12 protein-coding genes are annotated in these 18508 nt (G+C 63.2%); 5 read left to right on the forward strand and 7 right to left on the reverse strand.

Going from position 1 to position 18508, the window contains the following annotated elements; genetic code table 11:
• Nucleotides 1-10: 10 nt before the first annotated feature.
• The 7 genes from VIL88_RS01000 to VIL88_RS01030 all read right to left on the reverse strand — a co-directional run bounded on the left by VIL88_RS01000 (nt 11) and on the right by VIL88_RS01030 (nt 12481).
• Nucleotides 11-1645, reverse strand: a complete 1635-nt coding sequence (locus VIL88_RS01000) for an alpha-D-glucose phosphate-specific phosphoglucomutase (RefSeq protein ID WP_331985013.1) — start codon at nt 1643-1645, stop codon at nt 11-13.
• Entirely contained in the window at nt 1626-3086 is a 1461-nt protein-coding gene (gene glgA, locus VIL88_RS01005) for a glycogen synthase GlgA (protein ID WP_331985696.1), read from the reverse strand. Before glgA ends, VIL88_RS01000 begins: the two co-directional genes overlap by 20 nt.
• Nucleotides 3086-4357 carry a glucose-1-phosphate adenylyltransferase gene (gene glgC, locus VIL88_RS01010; protein WP_331985015.1) on the reverse strand — a complete coding sequence of 424 codons (1272 nt, stop codon included), beginning with the start codon at nt 4355-4357 and terminating at the stop codon, nt 3086-3088. Before glgC ends, glgA begins: the two co-directional genes overlap by 1 nt.
• A 53-nt stretch (nt 4358-4410) precedes the next feature.
• Complete coding sequence (glgB, locus tag VIL88_RS01015) at nt 4411-6606, reverse strand: 1,4-alpha-glucan branching protein GlgB (RefSeq protein ID WP_331985017.1); 2196 nt, start codon at nt 6604-6606, stop codon at nt 4411-4413.
• 108 nt (nt 6607-6714) lie between these two features.
• Nucleotides 6715-9192, reverse strand: coding sequence for a glycogen/starch/alpha-glucan phosphorylase (locus VIL88_RS01020; protein ID WP_331985019.1), 2478 nt, complete (start codon nt 9190-9192; stop codon nt 6715-6717).
• An 89-nt stretch (nt 9193-9281) separates the two neighbouring features.
• Nucleotides 9282-11156 carry a monovalent cation:proton antiporter-2 (CPA2) family protein gene (locus VIL88_RS01025; protein WP_331985020.1) on the reverse strand — a complete coding sequence of 625 codons (1875 nt, stop codon included), beginning with the start codon at nt 11154-11156 and terminating at the stop codon, nt 9282-9284.
• Nucleotides 11157-11221: 65 nt separating this feature from the next.
• Nucleotides 11222-12481, reverse strand: coding sequence for an AI-2E family transporter (locus VIL88_RS01030; protein WP_331985022.1), 1260 nt, complete (start codon nt 12479-12481; stop codon nt 11222-11224).
• 139 nt (nt 12482-12620) lie between these two features.
• Between VIL88_RS01030 and VIL88_RS01035 the strand changes: the two genes are divergently transcribed.
• The 5 genes from VIL88_RS01035 to treZ all read left to right on the forward strand — a co-directional run bounded on the left by VIL88_RS01035 (nt 12621) and on the right by treZ (nt 18508).
• Nucleotides 12621-13562, forward strand: coding sequence for a nucleoside hydrolase (locus VIL88_RS01035; protein ID WP_331985024.1), 942 nt, complete (start codon nt 12621-12623; stop codon nt 13560-13562).
• Nucleotides 13563-14072: 510 nt separating this feature from the next.
• Complete coding sequence (locus VIL88_RS01040; RefSeq protein ID WP_331985026.1) at nt 14073-14684, forward strand: LysE family translocator; 612 nt, start codon at nt 14073-14075, stop codon at nt 14682-14684.
• 143 nt (nt 14685-14827) lie between these two features.
• Nucleotides 14828-15649 (forward strand): manganese catalase family protein, encoded by an 822-nt coding sequence (locus VIL88_RS01045; RefSeq protein ID WP_331985028.1) that lies wholly within the window; start codon nt 14828-14830, stop codon nt 15647-15649.
• Nucleotides 15650-15711: 62 nt separating this feature from the next.
• Nucleotides 15712-16551: an aldo/keto reductase gene (locus VIL88_RS01050; protein ID WP_331985030.1), complete on the forward strand. Its 840-nt coding sequence runs from the start codon at nt 15712-15714 to the stop codon at nt 16549-16551.
• A 130-nt stretch (nt 16552-16681) separates the two neighbouring features.
• On the forward strand, nt 16682-18508 hold the full coding sequence (gene treZ / locus VIL88_RS01055; protein WP_331985032.1) for a malto-oligosyltrehalose trehalohydrolase: 1827 nt from the start codon (nt 16682-16684) through the stop codon (nt 18506-18508).

Here is an 18508-nt window from a genome sequence, read left to right on the forward strand (position 1 = left end):
CTATCCGCTGTTAGGTAATGACGCTGGGTTCCTGCCGGCCGGTCCGCTGCTTGATGCCGGCCACCTCTTCGGCAATGGCGATCAGGGGCTCGAGCGCCGCCTGCGTTTCGAGATCGTGCCGCCCATCGGCCGCCTCGTAGCGCTCGAGATAAAGGCGCAGCGTTGCGCCCACCGTGCCGGTGCCCGAAAGGCGCAAGACGATGCGCGAACCGTCGGTAAAGCCGATGCGCACGCCCTGCTTGGCGCTGGTCGAGCCGTCCACCGGATCATGGTAGGTGAAGTCATCGGCATAGGCGACCTGGAGGTCATCGCCGAACACCTTGCCCGGCAGGCTCGGCAACTGCGCCCGCAGGTCATCCACTAGCTTGCCTGCAACGCCAGAATCGACCTCTTCATAATCGTGGCGGGTGTAGTAGTTGCGCCCATAGGTCGACCAATGCTCGCGCACGATCTCGTCGACGCCCTGCTTGCGCACGGCCAGGATGTTGAGCCAGAGCAGCACCGCCCAGAGCCCGTCCTTTTCGCGCACATGGTTCGAGCCCGTTCCCGCGCTTTCCTCGCCGCAGATCGTCACCCGGCCGGCGTCAAGCAGGTTGCCGAAGAACTTCCAGCCCGTCGGTGTCTCGTGCATTTCGATGCCGAGCTTTTCCGCCACCCGGTCGGCCGCGGCGCTGGTCGGCATCGAGCGGGCGATGCCGGCAATGCCGTCCTTGTAGCCCGGCGCCAGATGCGCATTGGCCGCCAGGAGCGCCAGCGAATCTGAAGGCGTCACGAACCGGTTCTTGCCGATGATGAGGTTGCGGTCCCCGTCCCCGTCCGAGGCGGCGCCGAAGTCCGGGCCCTCCTGGGTCATCAGCAGGTCATACATGTCCTTGCAATAGACCAGGTTCGGATCGGGATGCCCGTCATTGAACGATGGCGACGGCGTGCCATTGATCACCGTTCCCTTGGGCGCCCCGAGCTTGCCCTCGAGGATCGCGTGGGCATACGGCCCAGTCACCGCCGACATGGCATCGAAGGTCATGCGGAAGCCCGAGGCAAACAGCTGGCGGATCGCGTCGAAGTCGAACAGCGTCTCCATCAGCGCCGCATAGTCGGTCACCGGATCGATCACCTCGACCGTCATGTCGCCCACTGTCTGAGTTCCGATGGTGCCGAGATCGATATCGCCGGCATCCACGGTTTTGTAGCTGTCGATGACCTTGGTGCGCGCATAGACGGCATCGGTGATCTTCTCCGGTGCCGGCCCGCCATTGCCGATATTGTACTTGATGCCGAAGTCGCCCTCCGGCCCACCCGGATTGTGGCTGGCCGACAGCACCAGGCCACCGAAGGCCTTGTAGTGGCGGATCACATGGCTGGCCGCCGGCGTCGACAGGATACCGCCCTGCCCCACCAGCACCTTGCCGAACCCGTTCGCCGCAGCGATGCGGATCGCCTTCTGGATGGCCACGTCGTTGTAGAACCGCCCGTCGCCGCCGATTACCAGCGTCTGGCCCTCAAAGCCCTCGAGGCTGTCAAAGATCGCCTGGATATAGTTCTCGACATAGTTGGGCTGCTGGTAAACCGTCACCCGCTTGCGCAGGCCCGACGTGCCCGGCTTCTGGTCGTTATAGGGCGTGGTGTTAATCGTCTGAATCGTCATTGGTCTTGAGCCCCAGTAAGGAAGCGTAGAGGTCGGCATAGCGTCCGGCGCTGGTGTCCCAGGACACGTCCGACTTCATCCCCCGCCGCTGAATTTTCTTCCAGATCTTCTCGTCGCGATAGAGCCGCACCGTCCGGCGGATCGCTTCATAGAGCGCATGCGCGCTGTTGGCATCAAACACCACGCCGGTGGCGACTTCGGCGGCAATGGCCGCCGGATTGGCGTCGATCACCGTGTCGGCCAGGCCGCCGATGCGGCTGACCACCGGCACACAACCATAGCGCAGGCCATAGAGCTGGGTCAGCCCGCATGGCTCGAAGCGCGACGGGATGATGATGGCGTCGCATCCGCCCTGCATCAGGTGGCTGAGCGCCTCGTTATAGCCGCTCCACATTCCCACCTTGCCCGGATGCCGCGCCGTCATGTTGCGGAACCCGTCTTCGAGATAGGCCTCGCCCGATCCCAGCACCGCGAGGCGCCCGCCCAGGTCCACCAAGCCATCGACCGTCTGCAGCAGCAGGTCCATGCCCTTCTGGTCTGTCAGCCGGCTGACCACGCAGAACAAGGGCCCATCGGTGCCGTCCAGCCCGAACTTCTCGACGACCGCCTGCTTGTTGGCGAGGCGCCCGTTCATCGTATTGGCGGTAAAGGTGCGCACCAACGCCTTGTCGGTCGCCGGGTCCCAGGCCTCGACGTCGATGCCGTTCAATATGCCCATCACCGTTTCGGCCCGCCCGTTGAGCAGGCCTTCTAGGCCCATGCCGAATTCGGGCGTCCGAATCTCATCAGCATAGTTGGGGCTGACCGTGGTGACAAAGTCGGCGCATTCCATGCCCGATTTCAGATACGACACCCCACCGAAATACTCGACGCCCCCGACCCCGAAGGCATGCTGCGGCAGCCGCAGCTGCCCGAATATTTCGGCCCCGAAAAAGCCCTTGAAGGCTAGGTTATGGATGGTCATCACCGTCTTGATATGTGCGACGGGGCTGAACTTGACGTAGGCGGGCGCCAGGCCCGCCTGCCAGTCATGGGCGTGGATCACCTGCGGATGGTAGCCATCCACCATGCCCATGCTGAGTTCTGCAGCCACCCAACCCAGCGCCGCGAAGCGCTTCCAGTTGTCCGGCCAGTCCCAGCCATCCGGGCTGACATAAGGATTGCCCGGCCGGTCATAGAGCTGCGGAGCATCGATGACGATGACATCGAGCCCCTCCACCCGCGCGGCGATCAGCTTGGCCTGCACGCCGAACAGGTCGTCGAGTTCCTTGACGACCCGTCCGCCGCTGAGCTTGCCCATCACCGAAGGATAGCCGGGCACCAGCGTCCGCATGGTCACCCCATGCGAACTCAGCGCGCCCGGCAAGGCCCCGGCCACGTCGGCAAGGCCGCCGGTCTTGATCAGCGGATAAACCTCGGACGCAACCGAGAGAACTTCGATCATCGGCCTGCCAGATACTTGTTGACCATGTTCTGGGTAATCAGCGTAACCCCATCGTCGCTGCGGCGGAACCACTTGGCGTCGAATTCCGGATCCTCGCCGACCACCAATCCTTCGGGGATGTTGACGCCGCGATCGATCACCACCTTCTTGAGCCGGGCATTACGGCCGATATCGCAATAGGGCAGCACCACCGCCTCATCCAGCACCGAATAGGAGTGGACGCGCGAACCCGTCGACAGCAGCGTGCGCTGCAGGTGCCCGCCCGAAATGATGCAGTCGCCCGAGACCAGCGAGTTCACCGCCGAGCCGCGGCGGCCGTCGAAATCATGCACGAACTTGGCCGGCGGCGTGATCTCGGCATAGGTCCAGATCGGCCAGTCGCGGTCATAAAGATCGAGCTGCGGCTTGATGTCGGTGAGGTCGATCGAAGCCTTCCAATAGGCATCGATCGTGCCGACGTCGCGCCAGTAGCTGACTTCCTCGTTGCTCGACCGCACGCAAGAGCGCGGAAAGCGATGCGCCCAGGCCGTGCCGTTCTTGACGATATAGGGGATGATGTCCTTGCCGAAGTCGCGGTTGGAGCCTTCGGTCGCCGCATCCCGGCGCAGCTGTTCCATGAGGAACCGCGTCTCGAACACATAGATACCCATGGACGCCAGTGCCATGTCCGGCTTGTCCGGAATGCCCGGCGGATCCTTGGGCTTTTCGACGAAGTCGACCACCCGGTCGCGCCCGTCCACATGCATCACGCCAAAGCCCGTGGCCTCCATGCGCGGCACTTCGAGGCACCCGATGGTCACGTCGGCGCCCGTGTCCACATGCTGGCGCAGCATGATTTCGTAGTCCATCTTGTAGATATGGTCGCCCGCGAGGATCACGATGTAGCGGGCGCCCGAATCCTCGATGATGTCCATGTTCTGGTATACGGCGTCGGCGGTACCGGCATACCACATGTCTTCGCGCACGCGCTGCGAGGCGGGCAAGACGTCGAAGCTCTCGTTACGTTCCTGGCGGAGGAAGTTCCAGCCGCGCGACAGGTGGCGGATCAGCGAATGCGCCTGATATTGCGTCGCTACCGAAATGCGGCGGATGCCGGAATTGATCGCATTGGACAGCGCGAAGTCGATGATGCGCGACTTGCCGCCAAAGTAAACGGCCGGCTTGGCACGGCGGTCGGTCAATTCCATCAGGCGCGTGCCGCGGCCACCGGCCAGCACATAGGCCATGGCCTCGCGAGCCAGTGGCGATGGTACTCTATAGTCGGCCATTTCTAAACCCTCCGCTTCTGCCCGTTAAACCGGGACTGATGCACCCCGCCGGCTCACGCCGGCTCATATTTGAAAAACACGGTCGACAACGGCGGCAGGTAGATTTCTGCCTCTGCCGGCCAGTGTCGACCTTCAACTGCGTAGGCTTCAACCGCGCCTTGATTGCCCGTGTTGGAGCCTGAATACCAACCGGCGTCGGTATTGATGCGTTCCACCCATTTGCCGGCGATAGGCATGGGGATCTTGTACCCGCTGCGTGGCACTGGCGTGAAATTGGAGACCACGAGGATCGGATCGCTTCCCGGCGCCTTGCGCAGCCAGGCGAACACCGAATTGGCGTGGTCGTTACCGATCACCCATTCAAAGCCCTCCGGCTCGTTGTCGCGCTCATGCAGCGCCGGCAGTTCGCGATAGGCGAGATTGAGGTCTGCCACCAGGCGGCGGATGCCCTCGTGCATGCCGGCGTCCAGCAGGTACCAGTCCAGCGACTTGGCCTCGGCCCATTCCTCGCGCTGCGCAAATTCCTGTCCCATGAACAGGAGCTTCTTGCCCGGGAATCCCCACATGAAACCGTAATAGGCGCGCAGGTTGGCAAATTGCTGCCAGTCATCGCCGGGCATCTTTTCCAGCAGCGATCCCTTGCCATGCACCACTTCATCGTGGCTCAGCGGCAGCACGAAGTTCTCGCTGAAGGCGTAGACCGCGCCAAAGGTCATGTCGTTGTGGTGATGCTTGCGGTGCACAGGCTCCCGGCTCATGTAGCGCAGGGTGTCGTTCATGAACCCCATGTTCCACTTGAAGCCGAAGCCCAACCCGCCCGCATGCGCCGGCGCACTGACGCCCGGCCAGGACGTGGATTCTTCGGCGATCATGAACGTACCGGGATGTAGCCGATAGGCTTCCGAGTTCACCCGCTTGAGGAATTCCACGGCTTCAAGGTTCTGGTTGCCCCCGAACTTGTTGGGCACCCACTGCCCCTGCTGCCGCGAATAGTCGAGGTAGAGCATCGACGCTACGGCATCCACGCGCAGTCCATCGATGTGGAATTTTTCAAGCCAGTAGAGGGCGTTGTTCACAAGGAAGCTCACCACTTCCTTGCGCCCGAAATTGTAGATCGCGGTATTCCAGTCGGGGTGAAAACCCTGTCGCGGATCGGCATGCTCATAAAGCGCCGTGCCATCGAAGTTGGCGAGGCCATGCGCGTCGGTCGGGAAGTGCGCCGGCACCCAGTCGAGGATCACCCCCAGCCCCGCCTCATGCGCCGCGTTGACGAAGCGCGCAAACCCCGCCGGATCACCAAAGCGCGCCGTCGGCGCATAGAGCCCGGTCGGCTGGTAGCCCCAGCTCGGATCATAGGGATGTTCGGTAATCGGCAGGAGCTCGATATGGGTATAGCCCATGTCGGCCGCATAGGGCACCAGCTGCTCGGCCAGCTGGTCATAGCTCAGGAACCCGCCATCGGCGCGGCGCCGCCAGCTGCCTAGATGCACCTCATAGATCGACATCGGCGTGCGGCGCCAATCGCGCCTTGCTCGCTCCTCGAGATACTTCTCGTCCGTCCAGCTGAAGGCCGTCGGGTCCGGCACCACGGACGCCGTCTTTGGCCGCATCTCCGCCTGCCGCGCAAACGGGTCGGCCTTGAGCGGCTGGATTGTACCATCCGGCCCGACGATCTCGTACTTGTAGAGCGTGCCCGTCCCCAGCACCGGGATGAACACCTCCCAGATGCCGGTCTCCAGCCGATTGCGCATCGGGTGCCGACGCCCATCCCAGTCGTTGAACGGTCCCACCACGCTGACGCGCCGGGCATTGGGCGCCCAGACGGCAAAGTGCGTGCCGTGGATCCCCTCGAACTCCATCTCGTGCGCGCCGAGCTTGTCGAACAGGCGCAGGTGGCTGCCCTCACCGATATAGTAGTCGTCCATCGGGCCGAGCACCGGTCCAAAGGAATAGGGATCATAGACGTCCCATTCCCCGCCGGCATTCTTGGCGCGATAACGCACCGGCTGCCGCTCCGAAATGGTCACCCGGCCTTCAAAAAACCCCGCCGCATGGCGCGGGATCAGGTGGCCGAGCTCGGCGCCGTCCAGCGCATAGGCCGTCACCGTGTCCGCATGGGGGATAAAGGCCCGCAGCACCCACTGCCCGGCCACTTCATGCAGGCCGAGGAAGGCGAAGGCATTGCCATGGCGGCCATTGACCACCGCTTCGATCTCACGCGAGTCCGCTTGCCAGTTTTCCTTGGTCACAGGCACGTCTCCTCGAATATGAAATCGTCGCCAGTGCCGCACCACCCTTTGCCGGGGCGATGCAGATCAACAGTGCTGTTTGCCCGATCGCCCCCGACCATTTGCCGCCTACTCAGCCGCTGTCCGCACGCCCCAGATGTCCTGGGCATATTGCGTAATGGTCCGGTCCGAAGAAAAGAACGGAACGCGCGCCGTGTTGCGGATGGCCATGGCGTTCCAGCGCGCACGATCGCGCCAGATCGCATCCACCTCGGCCTGCGCCGCGACATAGGCATCGAAGTCGCGCGCCACCATGAACCAGTCGTGGTCATAAAGACCGCCGACCAGGTCGCGGTAACGATGCGGATCGTCCGGCGAGAACACGCCGGAGGCAATTGATTCCAGCGCTTCCTTGAGGCGTGGCGATGCATCGATGGCCGCACGTGGCGCTTCGCCCCGCGCCCGCTTCTCGTTGACCTCTTCGGTGGTGAGGCCAAAGATCACGATATTGTCCGCGCCCACTTCCTTGTGCATCTCGACATTGGCGCCGTCCATCGTGCCGATGGTGATGGCGCCATTGGCCATGAACTTCATGTTACCCGTGCCAGACGCCTCCATGCCCGCCGTGGAAATCTGTTCGCTCAGATCTGCCGCAGGCACGATGACTTCCGCCAGGCTCACATTGTAATTGGGCAAGAACACTACCTTGAGCAAACCACGTACCGCGGGGTCGTGGTTGATGACCTTGGCAACGTCATTGATAAGTTTGATGACGAGCTTGGCGTTCCAGTAGCCTGGAGCCGCCTTGCCCGCGAAGATCTTAACGCGCGGCACGTAATCCCGTTCCGGATGCGCACGAATTTCGTCATACAGCGCAACGGCTTGGATAATATTGAGTAACTGCCGCTTGTATTCGTGGATGCGCTTGATCTGCACGTCGAACATGGCGTCCGGCGAAACCGTCACGCCGAGCCGGTCCTTAATCAGCTTGGCCAGCCGCTGCTTGTTGCCCTGCTTGACCGCCGCGAACTGCTTTTGGAAGCTCTTGTCGTCGGCATGGGCATCCAAGCCCTTGAGCAGCCGGATGTCGTCGAGAAACTCCGGCCCGATCCGGTCGCTGATCAGCTTGGTGAGCTCGGGATTGCACTGCATCAGCCAGCGCCGCGGCGTGATGCCGTTGGTCTTGTTGTTGATCCTCTCCGGATAAAGCTTGTGCAGGTCGGAAAACACCGTCTGCTTCATCAACTCGGTATGGAGCGCCGACACCCCGTTGATCGAGTGCGAGCCCACAAAGGCCAGTTGGCCCATGCGCACCCTTCGCCCGCCATTCTCGTCGATCAGCGACACATTGGCGATCTGCTGGTCGTTGAACTTGGCGCGCGTGCGCGCATCGGTCAGCACATCGGCATTGATCTGGTAGATGATCTGCATGTGCCGCGGCAGCAGCCGCTCCATCAGCGACACCGGCCAGCTTTCGAGCGCCTCGGGCAGCAGCGTGTGGTTGGTGTAGCCGAACGTGCCGCGGGTCAGCTTCCACGCCTCCGCCCATTCCACCCCGTTATTGTCGACGAGAATGCGCATCATCTCGGCAATGGAAATGGCCGGATGGGTATCGTTGAGCTGGATTGCCACCTTGTCCGGCAGCGAGGCGAGGTTGCCATATTGCTGCAGATGCCGCCGCACGATGTCCTGCAGCGACGCGGACGAGAAAAAGAACTCCTGGCGCAGCCGCAATTCCTGCCCCGCCGCCGTCGAATCCGCCGGATACAGCACGCGCGTGATGGCACCCGCCCGGGCGCTTTCCTCGAGCGCGCCGATATGGTCACCCGAGTTGAACTTGTCGAGCAGGATCGGGTCGATCGGCTGCGCGCTCCACAGGCGCAGCGTATTCACCCGGGCTCCGCGCCAGCCCACGATCGGCGTGTCATAGGCCACCGCCAGCAGGTGGTCGTTGGGCCGCCATTCCTGCCGCGTCGTTCCGTCCGGATCGGTCACCGGCTCGACATGCCCGCCAAAGCCGATCTCATAGGCGCTCTCGCGCCGCTCGAATTCCCAGGGATTACCGTGCGTCAGCCAGTCCTCGGGCAGTTCCACCTGCCAGCCTTCGCTCATTTCCTGCCGGAACAGGCCATGCACATAGCGGATGCCATAGCCATAGGCCGGGATCTGCACCGACGACATCGATTCAAGGAAACACGCCGCCAGCCGCCCCAAGCCCCCATTGCCCAGCGCCGCATCGGGCTCGAGGTCGATCAGGTCGCCGAGGTCAACATTGAGGTTCTTGAGCGCCTCGCGCACCGGCTCCATCAGCCCGACATTGCTCATCGCGTCGCGCATCAGCCGGCCGATCAGGAATTCAAGGCTGAGGTAGTAAACTCGCTTCCCCGATGACCGCCACGTCTCGCGCGACGATTCCATCCAGCGGTCCATGACGCGATCGCGCACGGCGAGGATCGTGGCTGCCAGCCAGTCGTGCCGCCGGGCAACGATGGGGTCCTTGCCAACCGAATAGATCAGCCTTTCCAGGATTTCAGCCTGAATGGCCTCAACGCTGGTGGCGCGAGGCTCTGGCGTCGGGGCGTCGTAGACGATGGGCTGTTGCGGCATATCGCAGTCCAGATTTCATTACGATGTAGTCCCCTCAGCGCCAGTCTGGCACTTAATCCCGGGGGGCGAAAGCCCCAACCACGGACGGGCTAAACAGGTTGCACCGACCGCCCGCTCTGTTCAACCGCGTCTTCGGCGGCGTCAGCGGCCGCCTCCTTGGGCACGGTGACGCCGCTTTCGCGAGCCTGCTCCTCGGCATTGCTGATCAGCAGCGTCCCCAGGTTCCGCCAGTCCTCGCCGGCCAGCTGCCGCTCGAAGCGCTGCCGGTCGCGGTCGCGCACGCCTTCCACCACCTCGGCGGCTTCCTCTTCGCTGGCACCCAGCATGGAAACCGCCTCCCCTCCGAAGGCCAGCGCCGACTCGAACACTTCGCGCACCTGGAACTCCGCCCCGGCGCGGATCAGCTCGATGGCATGCGAGCGGTCATAGGCTCGTGCCAGCACGCGCGTCAGCGGAAACTCGTCGCGCACCAGTTCCGCAATCCGCGTCGTTTGCACCTTGTCGTCGGTGCAGATCAGGATGAGGTCGGCCGTGCTGGCCCCGGCGGCATGCAGGATATCGAGCCGCGTCCCGTCGCCATAGTAAACCTTGAAGCCGATCTGCGCGGCGGCGCGGATCATGTCCGTGTCGTTGTCGATGATCGACACCGAATGGTGCATGGCCAGCAGCGGCTGCGACGCGATCTGCCCGAACCGGCCGAAGCCGATGATCAGGATACGCCCCGAAAGCCCGTCGGCCACGTCCACGCCATCCATCGACTGTTCGGCCCGCTTGGGCATGACGTATTTCAGCCCGATGATCAAAAACGGCGTCAGCACCATCGAAACGATCACCGTGGCGGTGAAGATGGCATTGGTCGGCCCGTCGATGATCCCCGCCGCCACCGCTGTTGTATAGAGCACGAAGGCGAATTCCCCGCCCTGCCCCATGAACACCGCACGCTCCAGCGCCACGGCATGCGACGACCGCAGGAGCCGGGCAATGACGTAGATCGCAACCGCCTTGACCACCATATAGGCCACGACGCTGAGGGCGATCACCTGCCAGTTCTGTCCCACGATGCGCAGGTCCAGCGACATCCCTACCGCCAGGAAGAACAGCCCCAGGAGAATGCCACGGAACGGCTCGACGTCTGCCTCCAGCTGATGCCGGAAGGTCGAGGTCGATAGGAGCACGCCCGCAAGGAACGCCCCCATCGCCATCGACAGTCCACTCGCCTGGAACAGCAAAGCCGCGCCGAGCACCACCAGCAGGGCCGCCGCCGTCATCACCTCACGCAGCTTGGTCGAGGCGAGGAGCGCAAAGAACGGGTTCATCACCCTTCGCCCCACAAAGATCAGTGCCAGCACCGCTCCGATCGGCGCTGCGATCGACACCACGCGTGTCAGCAGGTCCACGTCGCCGCCCGACGAGGGCGCGAGGATCGCCACCACCGCCAGCAGCGGCACGATGGCAAGGTCCTCCAGCAGGAGGATCGACACCATGCGTTGCCCACTATCGGTGGCCAGCTGTCCGCGCTCGGCCAGGATTTGCATCACGATCGCCGTCGAGGTGAGGACGAAACCCATGCCGAAGATGAACGCCACGACCGGCGCAAAGCCGAGCAGTATGCCGGTGCCCGTCAGAAGCGCGCCGCAGGCGCCGACCTGGATCACGCCGAGGCCGAAGATTTGCCGGCGCAGCGCCCAGAGCTTGGCCGGCTCCATTTCGAGCCCCACGATGAAGAGAAACATCACGACGCCTAGCTCGGCCGTGGTGAGCACGGCTTCCGGATTGGTGATCAGCCCTATTCCCGACGGTCCGAGCAGCAGGCCCGCCGCCAGGTAACCGAGCACCGAGCCCAATCCCAGCCGCTTGAACAGGGGCACGCCGATGACGGCGGCTCCCAGCAGCGCCACCACCGGCACCAGATCGACACCATGCGCCGCAGCGTCCGCTGCATGCCCCACCACTTCACCAGCCACCGGGAATCCTCAAACCATGAACCAGTTCGGACTCTTTCCGGCGCCGCCCTCACCGTCAAGGGGCGCTAGCGGGCAGCTTCCATGCCATCGGGTGCAGTCCCCTCCGGCGGCCGCATCCGCTCCTCCCTGCGCTTCTCGCCGGGTGCGTCTTCGGCTTCAGACTGTTCGCGGATGGCCTGCGCCGTATTGGCCAGCGTCGCCTCCCGCGCCGTCATATAGGCTGTGCCGCGCACCGGCCGCCTTGGCAGCATTGGTCGGCTCGGCAAGGCATGCCCCAGCACCGAGGTGAGGATCAGCAGCAGGGGCACTGCCACCAGGCCCCCCACTGGCCCCCAGGCCCAGAGCCAGAAGGTGATCGACAAGAAGATCAGGAATGGGTTGAGCGTCATCGTCCGCCCAATGAAATGCGGCGTGATGATCTGCCCTTCGAGGAAGTTGATGGCGATATAGCATCCGACAGGCAGCAGGATCTCCTGCAGCGTCGTCTGCGTTCCCAGGCCCACCGCGAGCAGCACCAGCCACATCACCGCCTGCCCCACATAGGGGATGTAGTTGAGCACGGCGGCCATGGCACCCCAGAGCAGCGGCGAGGGCATGCCGATCAGCCACATCACCAGCGCCACGGCGCAGCCCACACCCGCATTGATCACCGTGATCGAAAGGAGAAACCGGCTGACCCGGCTTTCCACGTCTCGGAAGATATGCGCCGTTCGCCAGCGCAGGCGGCGCCCCACCACCAGCGACAGGACGGAAACCCGGATGTGGTTTCGTGTCGCCAGAAAGAAGTAGAGGCTCGCGAGAAAGATCAGCACCTGCGCCAGGATCGCCGGCGCCAGCATAGCCATGCCGATCATTTCGCTACCATCCTCGACGGTGACCGCCATGGCGCTCTCGTCGCTGAACATCGAGGTAATTTGCGACTGGAAGGCCGAGACCGCTTCCAGCGGACCCTGCAGGGTCGCCAACTGCGCCTGCAGCTTCTCCCAGAGCGCCGGTGCCCGTGCCACCCAGTCCGACAGCGGCACCGCAAACAGCGCCATGCCTGCAGCGATGATCCCGATCAGCATCAGCACCACGGCGGCGGCCGAAAGCGCCGGCGGCACGCCCACATGCTCCAGCCGGTCCGCCACTGGACCGAACATCAGTCCCACGACCACCGCCAGTGTCACCGGCGCCAGAAACACCTGTCCTTCGCGCAACGTATAAAGTGCCGCCAGGCACCCCACGAGCACCAGCGCCACGCGCGCTGCATTGGCAAGGAGGCGCTCGAACTGCAGGGCGTTCAGGGGTCGCGGTCCCGGCAGGGAACGTGGCGCACGTGCCATCGGAAATCCATGGTTGCGCCCCCGCGTCTTCGAAACGTCACCTCGGGTCGATCGTTCCCCTCCAACTTGTCCGTGCCGGCTGTCGACCGCGCTGAAATCCAACGCTAATCTCCCCGCGGATTCGAACCAGGGCTCCATCATGTCTCGCAAGATTATCATCGACACCGATCCCGGCCAGGACGACGCCGTGGCCATCCTTCTGGCCCTCGCCTCACCGGAGGAGTTGGACGTGCTGGGCGTCGTTGCCGTCGCGGGCAATGTCGGGCTGCATCACAATGCCAACAATGCCCGCAAGGTGGTCGAACTTTCGGGCCGCCGCGACATCCCGGTCTATGCCGGATGCGCCCGTCCCCTGCGACGCCATCTGGTGACCGCCGAACACGTGCACGGCGACACCGGTCTCAACGGCCCCGACCTGCCCAATCCGACCATTCCCCTCCAGGACCAGCACGGGGTCGACTACATCATCGACACCTTGATGGCCGCCCCCGCCGGCACCATCACCCTCTGCACCCTCGGGCCGCTGACCAACATCGCTATGGCGCTGATCAAGCAGCCGGCCATCGCCGAACGCATCCAGGAAATCGTCATGATGGGCGGTGCCTATTTTGAGGTGGGCAACATCACCCCGGCCGCCGAGTTCAACATCTATGTCGATCCCGAGGCCGCCGACGTGGTTCTCCGTTCCGGCGTTCCGATCACCATGCTGCCGCTCGACGTCACGCATCAGATCCAGTCCACGCCCGAGCGCCTTGCCGCCATCAAGGGCATCGGCAACCGCACCGGCCAGGCCGTGTTCGAGATGCTGACCTTCTCCGAGGGTTTCGACCTGCAGAAATACGGCTGGTCCGGCGCGCCGCTCCACGACCCGACCGTCATCGCCTATCTGCTGAAACCCGAACTCTTCGAAGGCCGCCACTGCAACGTCACCATCGAGACCGGCAGTGAACTCACAGTCGGTATGACAGTGACCGACTACTGGCACGTCACCGGCAAGGTGCGGAATGTCAACTACCTCCGCAACGGCAACGCCGAAGGCTTCTTCGCCCTGCTCACCGACCGCCTCGTCCGCCTCCCCTGAACGTAGGGCAAGATCCCACCACACCCACCGCCCGGCCCCTCCCCCTCGAGGGGGAGGATGGGAGGGGCTGGGGCCCACGATCAAACCTCCCGTCCAAAATCTTATCCCCGCCCCTCTCCTCCGCGTTTATACTCCCCCCATCGCCCCGCCAAAGCGCGATCATGACGAGTGATGAGCGGGAACGACTGCCGGGAAGCCTGGGTCGCCAGGCTTCCGCACGGATGCTGACCACCGGCCTGCTCTGGTCGAGGTGATGGGAGCCGCCGACCAGGCTCCGTTACCGACCACTGGTGCAAAAACCCCAAAAGGGCGGCCGCTCGATGCATGTGTGAAAAATCCGGCGTGATGGCGAGACTGCGATCTCACTTCACACTCTACCCTTCCGAGACCGTGGTCTCGCCATCGCCGCTTACCTGATAACCGCACCCAAAGGCGGCGCTTCGGCACGGCCCTATCTTGGCAAGCTCCGGACGCTGGCATAGTGTCCGCCACCGGATCGGAGACCCCGCCATGGAACCCTTTACCCTTCTGACCTTCACCATTGCCTATGCCATTGCGGTGCTCGTGCCCGGCCCCGGCGTGGCGGCGGTTGTCGCCCGTGCTTTGGGCGGCGGCTTCAAGGGCGCCTTCCCAATGGTTCTGGGCATCCTGGCTGGCGATCTGGTCTACTTCGTCTTCGCGGTTTTCGGCCTTGCCGCCGTTGCCACCTATTTCGGCCCGGTCTTCACCGTGATACGCTGGGCCGGCGCCGCCTATCTGCTTTATATCGCCTATAAGTTCTGGACCGCCCGCCCGGGCGCCGAGCAGATGAAGCCCCGGAACGAAGGCAGCTGGAAGACCTTCCTCGCCGGTTTCTCGCTTACCATGGGCAATCCCAAGACCATCGTCTTCTACCTCGCCATCCTCCCCACGGTGATCCCGCTCGACCAGATGACCCCACTCGCCTTTGCCGAGCTGACCTTCATTGTCGTCGTGGTCCTCCTGATCATCGGCTGCGGCTATGCCTGGCTGGCCTCCGCCGCCCGCGAGATGTTCAAGAGCGAGCGCGCCCTCGGCCGCCTCAACAAGACCGCCGGCGCCATGATGGCCACCGCCGCCGGCTTGGTCGTCTGGCAGCATTAAACCGCTACGGTTCAACGGTTTAGTCTTACCCTGTAAGGGGTTCCACCAAGGTCTTTCTATAATTCGTTAACGTAGGTGATCGGCAGGAACGTTATCCTCCCGCCCCCGCTTTTCCCGGACTATCCACTCACTGGGAAAGCCAAATGTTCTATTCAGACGGTAAACTGCAGTATCCGGTCGTCGTCGAGAAGCCCGACCCGCTTTTCGCTCGTGCCCTTCAGCAGGCCATTGGCGGCGTGGAAGGCGAAATCCGCGTTTGCATGCAGTATTTCTTCCAGGCCATGGGTGCCCGCGGCAATCCCAAGTTCCGCGACCTGCTGCTCAACACGGCGACCGAGGAAATTGGCCATATCGAGATGCTCGCCACCGCTGTGGCGCTCAACCTCGAAGGTGCGCCGGTCGGCCTCAAGGACGAAATCGCTGACGATCCGATCGCCAGCTCGGTGCTGGGGGGCACCAACCTCAAGAACTTCCTGTCTGCCGGCATGTCCGCCATGCCCGTGGACTCCGACGGTGTTCCCTTCGACATGTCCCACGTCTATGCCAGCGGCAATATCGCCGCCGACATGACCGCCAATATCGCCGCCGAGTCCACCGGCCGCGTCCTAGCCGTTCGCCTCTACAACATGACCACCGATCCGGGCATGAAGGACATGCTTCAGTTCCTGATCGCCCGCGATACAATGCACCAGAACCAGTGGATGGCAGCGCTCGAGGAACTGGGTGGCCCCACCGGCGCCTTCCCCATTCCCAACAGCCATCCTCAGGCCGAGGAAAAGCAGGAATTCAGCTATTCCTTCTTCAGCCACCTCCTCAACGGCGAACCGCCAACCGGCCGCTGGTCCACTGGTCCGTCGGTCGACGGCAAGGGTGAGTTCAGCGTCGTCAACAGTGAACCCATGGGCCAAAAGCCCGTTCTGCCTCCGGCCCGTCCTCGTGGCGGCGCCCAAGCCGAACAGATCTGATTTCACACCTGCGGCTGCGCCTCCTGCGCAGCCGCACCCAACGCGATTGGTGCAGTTTAACGATGTCAAACGTTCCCGATATTACCCTCAACGACGGCAACACCATTCCCCAGCTCGGCTTCGGCGTCTGGCAGGTGCCCGATGAAGAAGCGACTCCCGCAGTGGTTGAAGCGATCAAGGCCGGCTACCGGCTGATCGACACCGCCGAGGGCTATGACAACGAAGAAGGCGTTGGCAAGGCCATCCGCGACGTTGGGGTACCGCGTGAGCAGTTGTTTATCACCAGCAAGCTGCGCAACGGCGCCCACGACTATGACGAAGCCATCAAGGCCTTCGAGCTCAGCGCCAAGAAACTTGGCCTCGATTATCTCGACATGTTCCTGATCCACTGGCCCGTGCCGGAGCAGGACAAATATGTCGACGCCTGGCGCGCCTTTGTGGAACTCCAGAAGCAGGGCCGCATCCGCTCCATCGGCGTCTCGAACTTCATTCCCGAATATCTTGATCGCATCGTCGATGCTACCGGCGTTGTGCCGGTGGTCAACCAGTTGGAGCTGCACCCCAAGTATCAGCAGCGCGATGTGCGCGACTACCATGCCAAGCACAACATCGCCATCGAGTGCTACAGCCCGCTCGGCAGCGGTGCCGTCCTTGATGATAAGGTCATCGGCGAGATCGCCAAAAAACACGGCAAGAGCGTTTCGCAGGTCATCCTGCGCTGGGAACTGGACCAGGGCCTGATCGTGATCCCCAAGTCCACCCATGCCGAACGCATCCAGCAGAACATCGACGTCTTCGGCTTCCAGCTCGACGACGAAGACCGCCAGCGTATCGATGCGCTTGACGATCCAAAGGAAGGCAAGACCGGCAGCTTCCCTGAAACAATGAACAGCCTGTTCTAACTGCCCGACCTGCAACAACGCCTGGCTGTCCGCAGCAATGCGGACAGCATATCCGCCGCCTTGTTAACAAATGAGGGCGTAGCGGATCGTGGGCTCGTCTATCCTAGACTGCCCACACCCAGGTATAATCATGAACGAAATGTCCGCCATTGCACCCGCTCTTCAGCGGGAGCAGGAAACCAAATTTGGCACTCAAATCTTGCCCAAGGGCGTTCGCTTCCGGCTGTGGGCCCCACTCTCGGAAGCCGTGTCGCTCAAGATCTACGACCTTGAACTCGTTGTCCCCATGACGCCCCTCCCCCGCGGTTGGTACGAGGTGGAAGTGGAAGAGGCACTGCCCGGCATGCGCTACCGCTTCGTCCTCGAGAACGGCCAGGAAGTGCCCGACCCCGCCTCCCGCTTCCAACCCGAAGACCTCGATGGTCCCAGCGAGATCATCGATCCACGCAGCTTCCCCTGGACCGATGCCGGCTGGCGTGGGCGCTCCTGGGAAGAAACCATCATCTATGAGCTTCACGTTGGCACCTTCACACCCGAAGGCACCTTCCGCAGCGCCATCGGCAAGCTGGACGCGCTGGTCGACCTCGGCATCACCGCCATCGAGATCATGCCCGTCGCCGACTTCGCCGGCCGCTGGAACTGGGGCTATGACGGCGCCCATCTGTTCTCACCCGACTCCAGCTACGGCCGCCCCGAAGACCTCAAGGCGCTGATCAACGAGGCCCATGCCCGCGGCCTCAGCGTCTTTCTTGACGTGGTCTACAATCACTTCGGCCCCAAGGGGAATTTCCTCAAGGTCTATACGCCCCTGATGAACACCGAGCACAAGACGCCATGGGGCCCCGCTGTCAATTTCGACGCCGAAGGGTCGGAGACCATCCGCGACTACGTCTTTGCCAATGCACGCTACTGGCTCAATGAATTCCGCTTCGATGGCCTCCGCTTCGACGCCGTCCACGAGATCCGTGACTATGGCCCCCGCCACATGCTGCAGGACTTGGCCGAGCAGATCCGCGCCTCCACCGATGGCCGCTTCATCCACCTGATCGCCGAGAACTCGGACAACCAGGCGGGCTGGCTCAAGCGCCGCGACGACGGCGCCCCCTGGCTCTACGACGGGCAGTGGAGCGACGACATCCACCACAGCCTCCACAACGCCATCACCGGCGAAAGCTTCTGGTACTACGCCGATTTCGAGAACCGCCTCGATCTGGTCGGACGTGCCCTGGCCGAGGGCCTTGCCTGGCAGGGCGAGTTCATGGAGCATGAGGGGCGCGAAAAAGGCGAACCCAGCGCCTTCCTGCCGCCCACGGCCTTCGTCTCCTATGCGCAGAACCATGATCAGGCCGGCAACCGGCCTTTTGGTGAGCGGCTGAGCCATCTGGTGCCACCATCCTGCGCCCGCCTCTGGGCCGCGATCTATCTCCTGTCGCCGCAGATCCCCATGCTGTTCATGGGCGAGGAATGGGCAGCCAAGCAGCCCTTCACCTTTTTCTCCGATGTCGGCGAGGACCTGGCCGACACCATCCGCCAGGGCCGTGATGAGGAAATGAAGACCTTCCCGCGCCGCGGCGATCAAGGCAAGGCGCCCGACCCCATGGCCGAAGACACCTTCCGGGCCTGCAAGCTCGATTGGGATGACCGCGAGGAAGGCGAACATGCCCGCTTCCTCCTGCTCTACCGGCGCCTGATCGCGCTGCGCAAGAAGGAGATCATCCCGCGCCTTGCCGGCATGGAAGGCAATAGCGGCCGCTACGAGTTGCTTGGTGAGCGCACGCTCCGCGTCACCTGGACCCTGGGCGATAAATCCGAATTGTCGCTTGTCGCAAACTTATCCTCGGAGCCCTTCAACGGCATCAATGTGTGGGGCAGCGACCATCTTTGGCTCGAAGGCTTCGCCACGGGCGAGACGCTGGAGGGCTGGAGCGCGGTTTTTACTCTGAAAGGACCAAACTAG

Origin of the sequence: Devosia sp. (assembly GCF_036563435.1) — a bacterium.
Taxonomy (GTDB): domain Bacteria; phylum Pseudomonadota; class Alphaproteobacteria; order Rhizobiales; family Devosiaceae; genus Devosia.

Excerpts from the sequence above, each read along its gene's own strand:
- VIL88_RS01000 (WP_331985013.1), bottom strand. The coding sequence starts at position 1,645 with ATGACGATTCAGACGATTAACACCACGCCCTATAACGACCAGAAGCCG.
- glgC (WP_331985015.1), bottom strand. The coding sequence starts at position 4,357 with ATGGCCGACTATAGAGTACCATCGCCACTGGCTCGCGAGGCCATGGCC.
- VIL88_RS01020 (WP_331985019.1), bottom strand. The coding sequence starts at position 9,192 with ATGCCGCAACAGCCCATCGTCTACGACGCCCCGACGCCAGAGCCTCGC.
- VIL88_RS01030 (WP_331985022.1), bottom strand. The coding sequence starts at position 12,481 with ATGGCACGTGCGCCACGTTCCCTGCCGGGACCGCGACCCCTGAACGCC.
- VIL88_RS01035 (WP_331985024.1), top strand. The coding sequence starts at position 12,621 with ATGTCTCGCAAGATTATCATCGACACCGATCCCGGCCAGGACGACGCC.
- VIL88_RS01040 (WP_331985026.1), top strand. The coding sequence starts at position 14,073 with ATGGAACCCTTTACCCTTCTGACCTTCACCATTGCCTATGCCATTGCG.
- VIL88_RS01045 (WP_331985028.1), top strand. The coding sequence starts at position 14,828 with ATGTTCTATTCAGACGGTAAACTGCAGTATCCGGTCGTCGTCGAGAAG.
- VIL88_RS01050 (WP_331985030.1), top strand. The coding sequence starts at position 15,712 with ATGTCAAACGTTCCCGATATTACCCTCAACGACGGCAACACCATTCCC.
- treZ (WP_331985032.1), top strand. The coding sequence starts at position 16,682 with ATGAACGAAATGTCCGCCATTGCACCCGCTCTTCAGCGGGAGCAGGAA.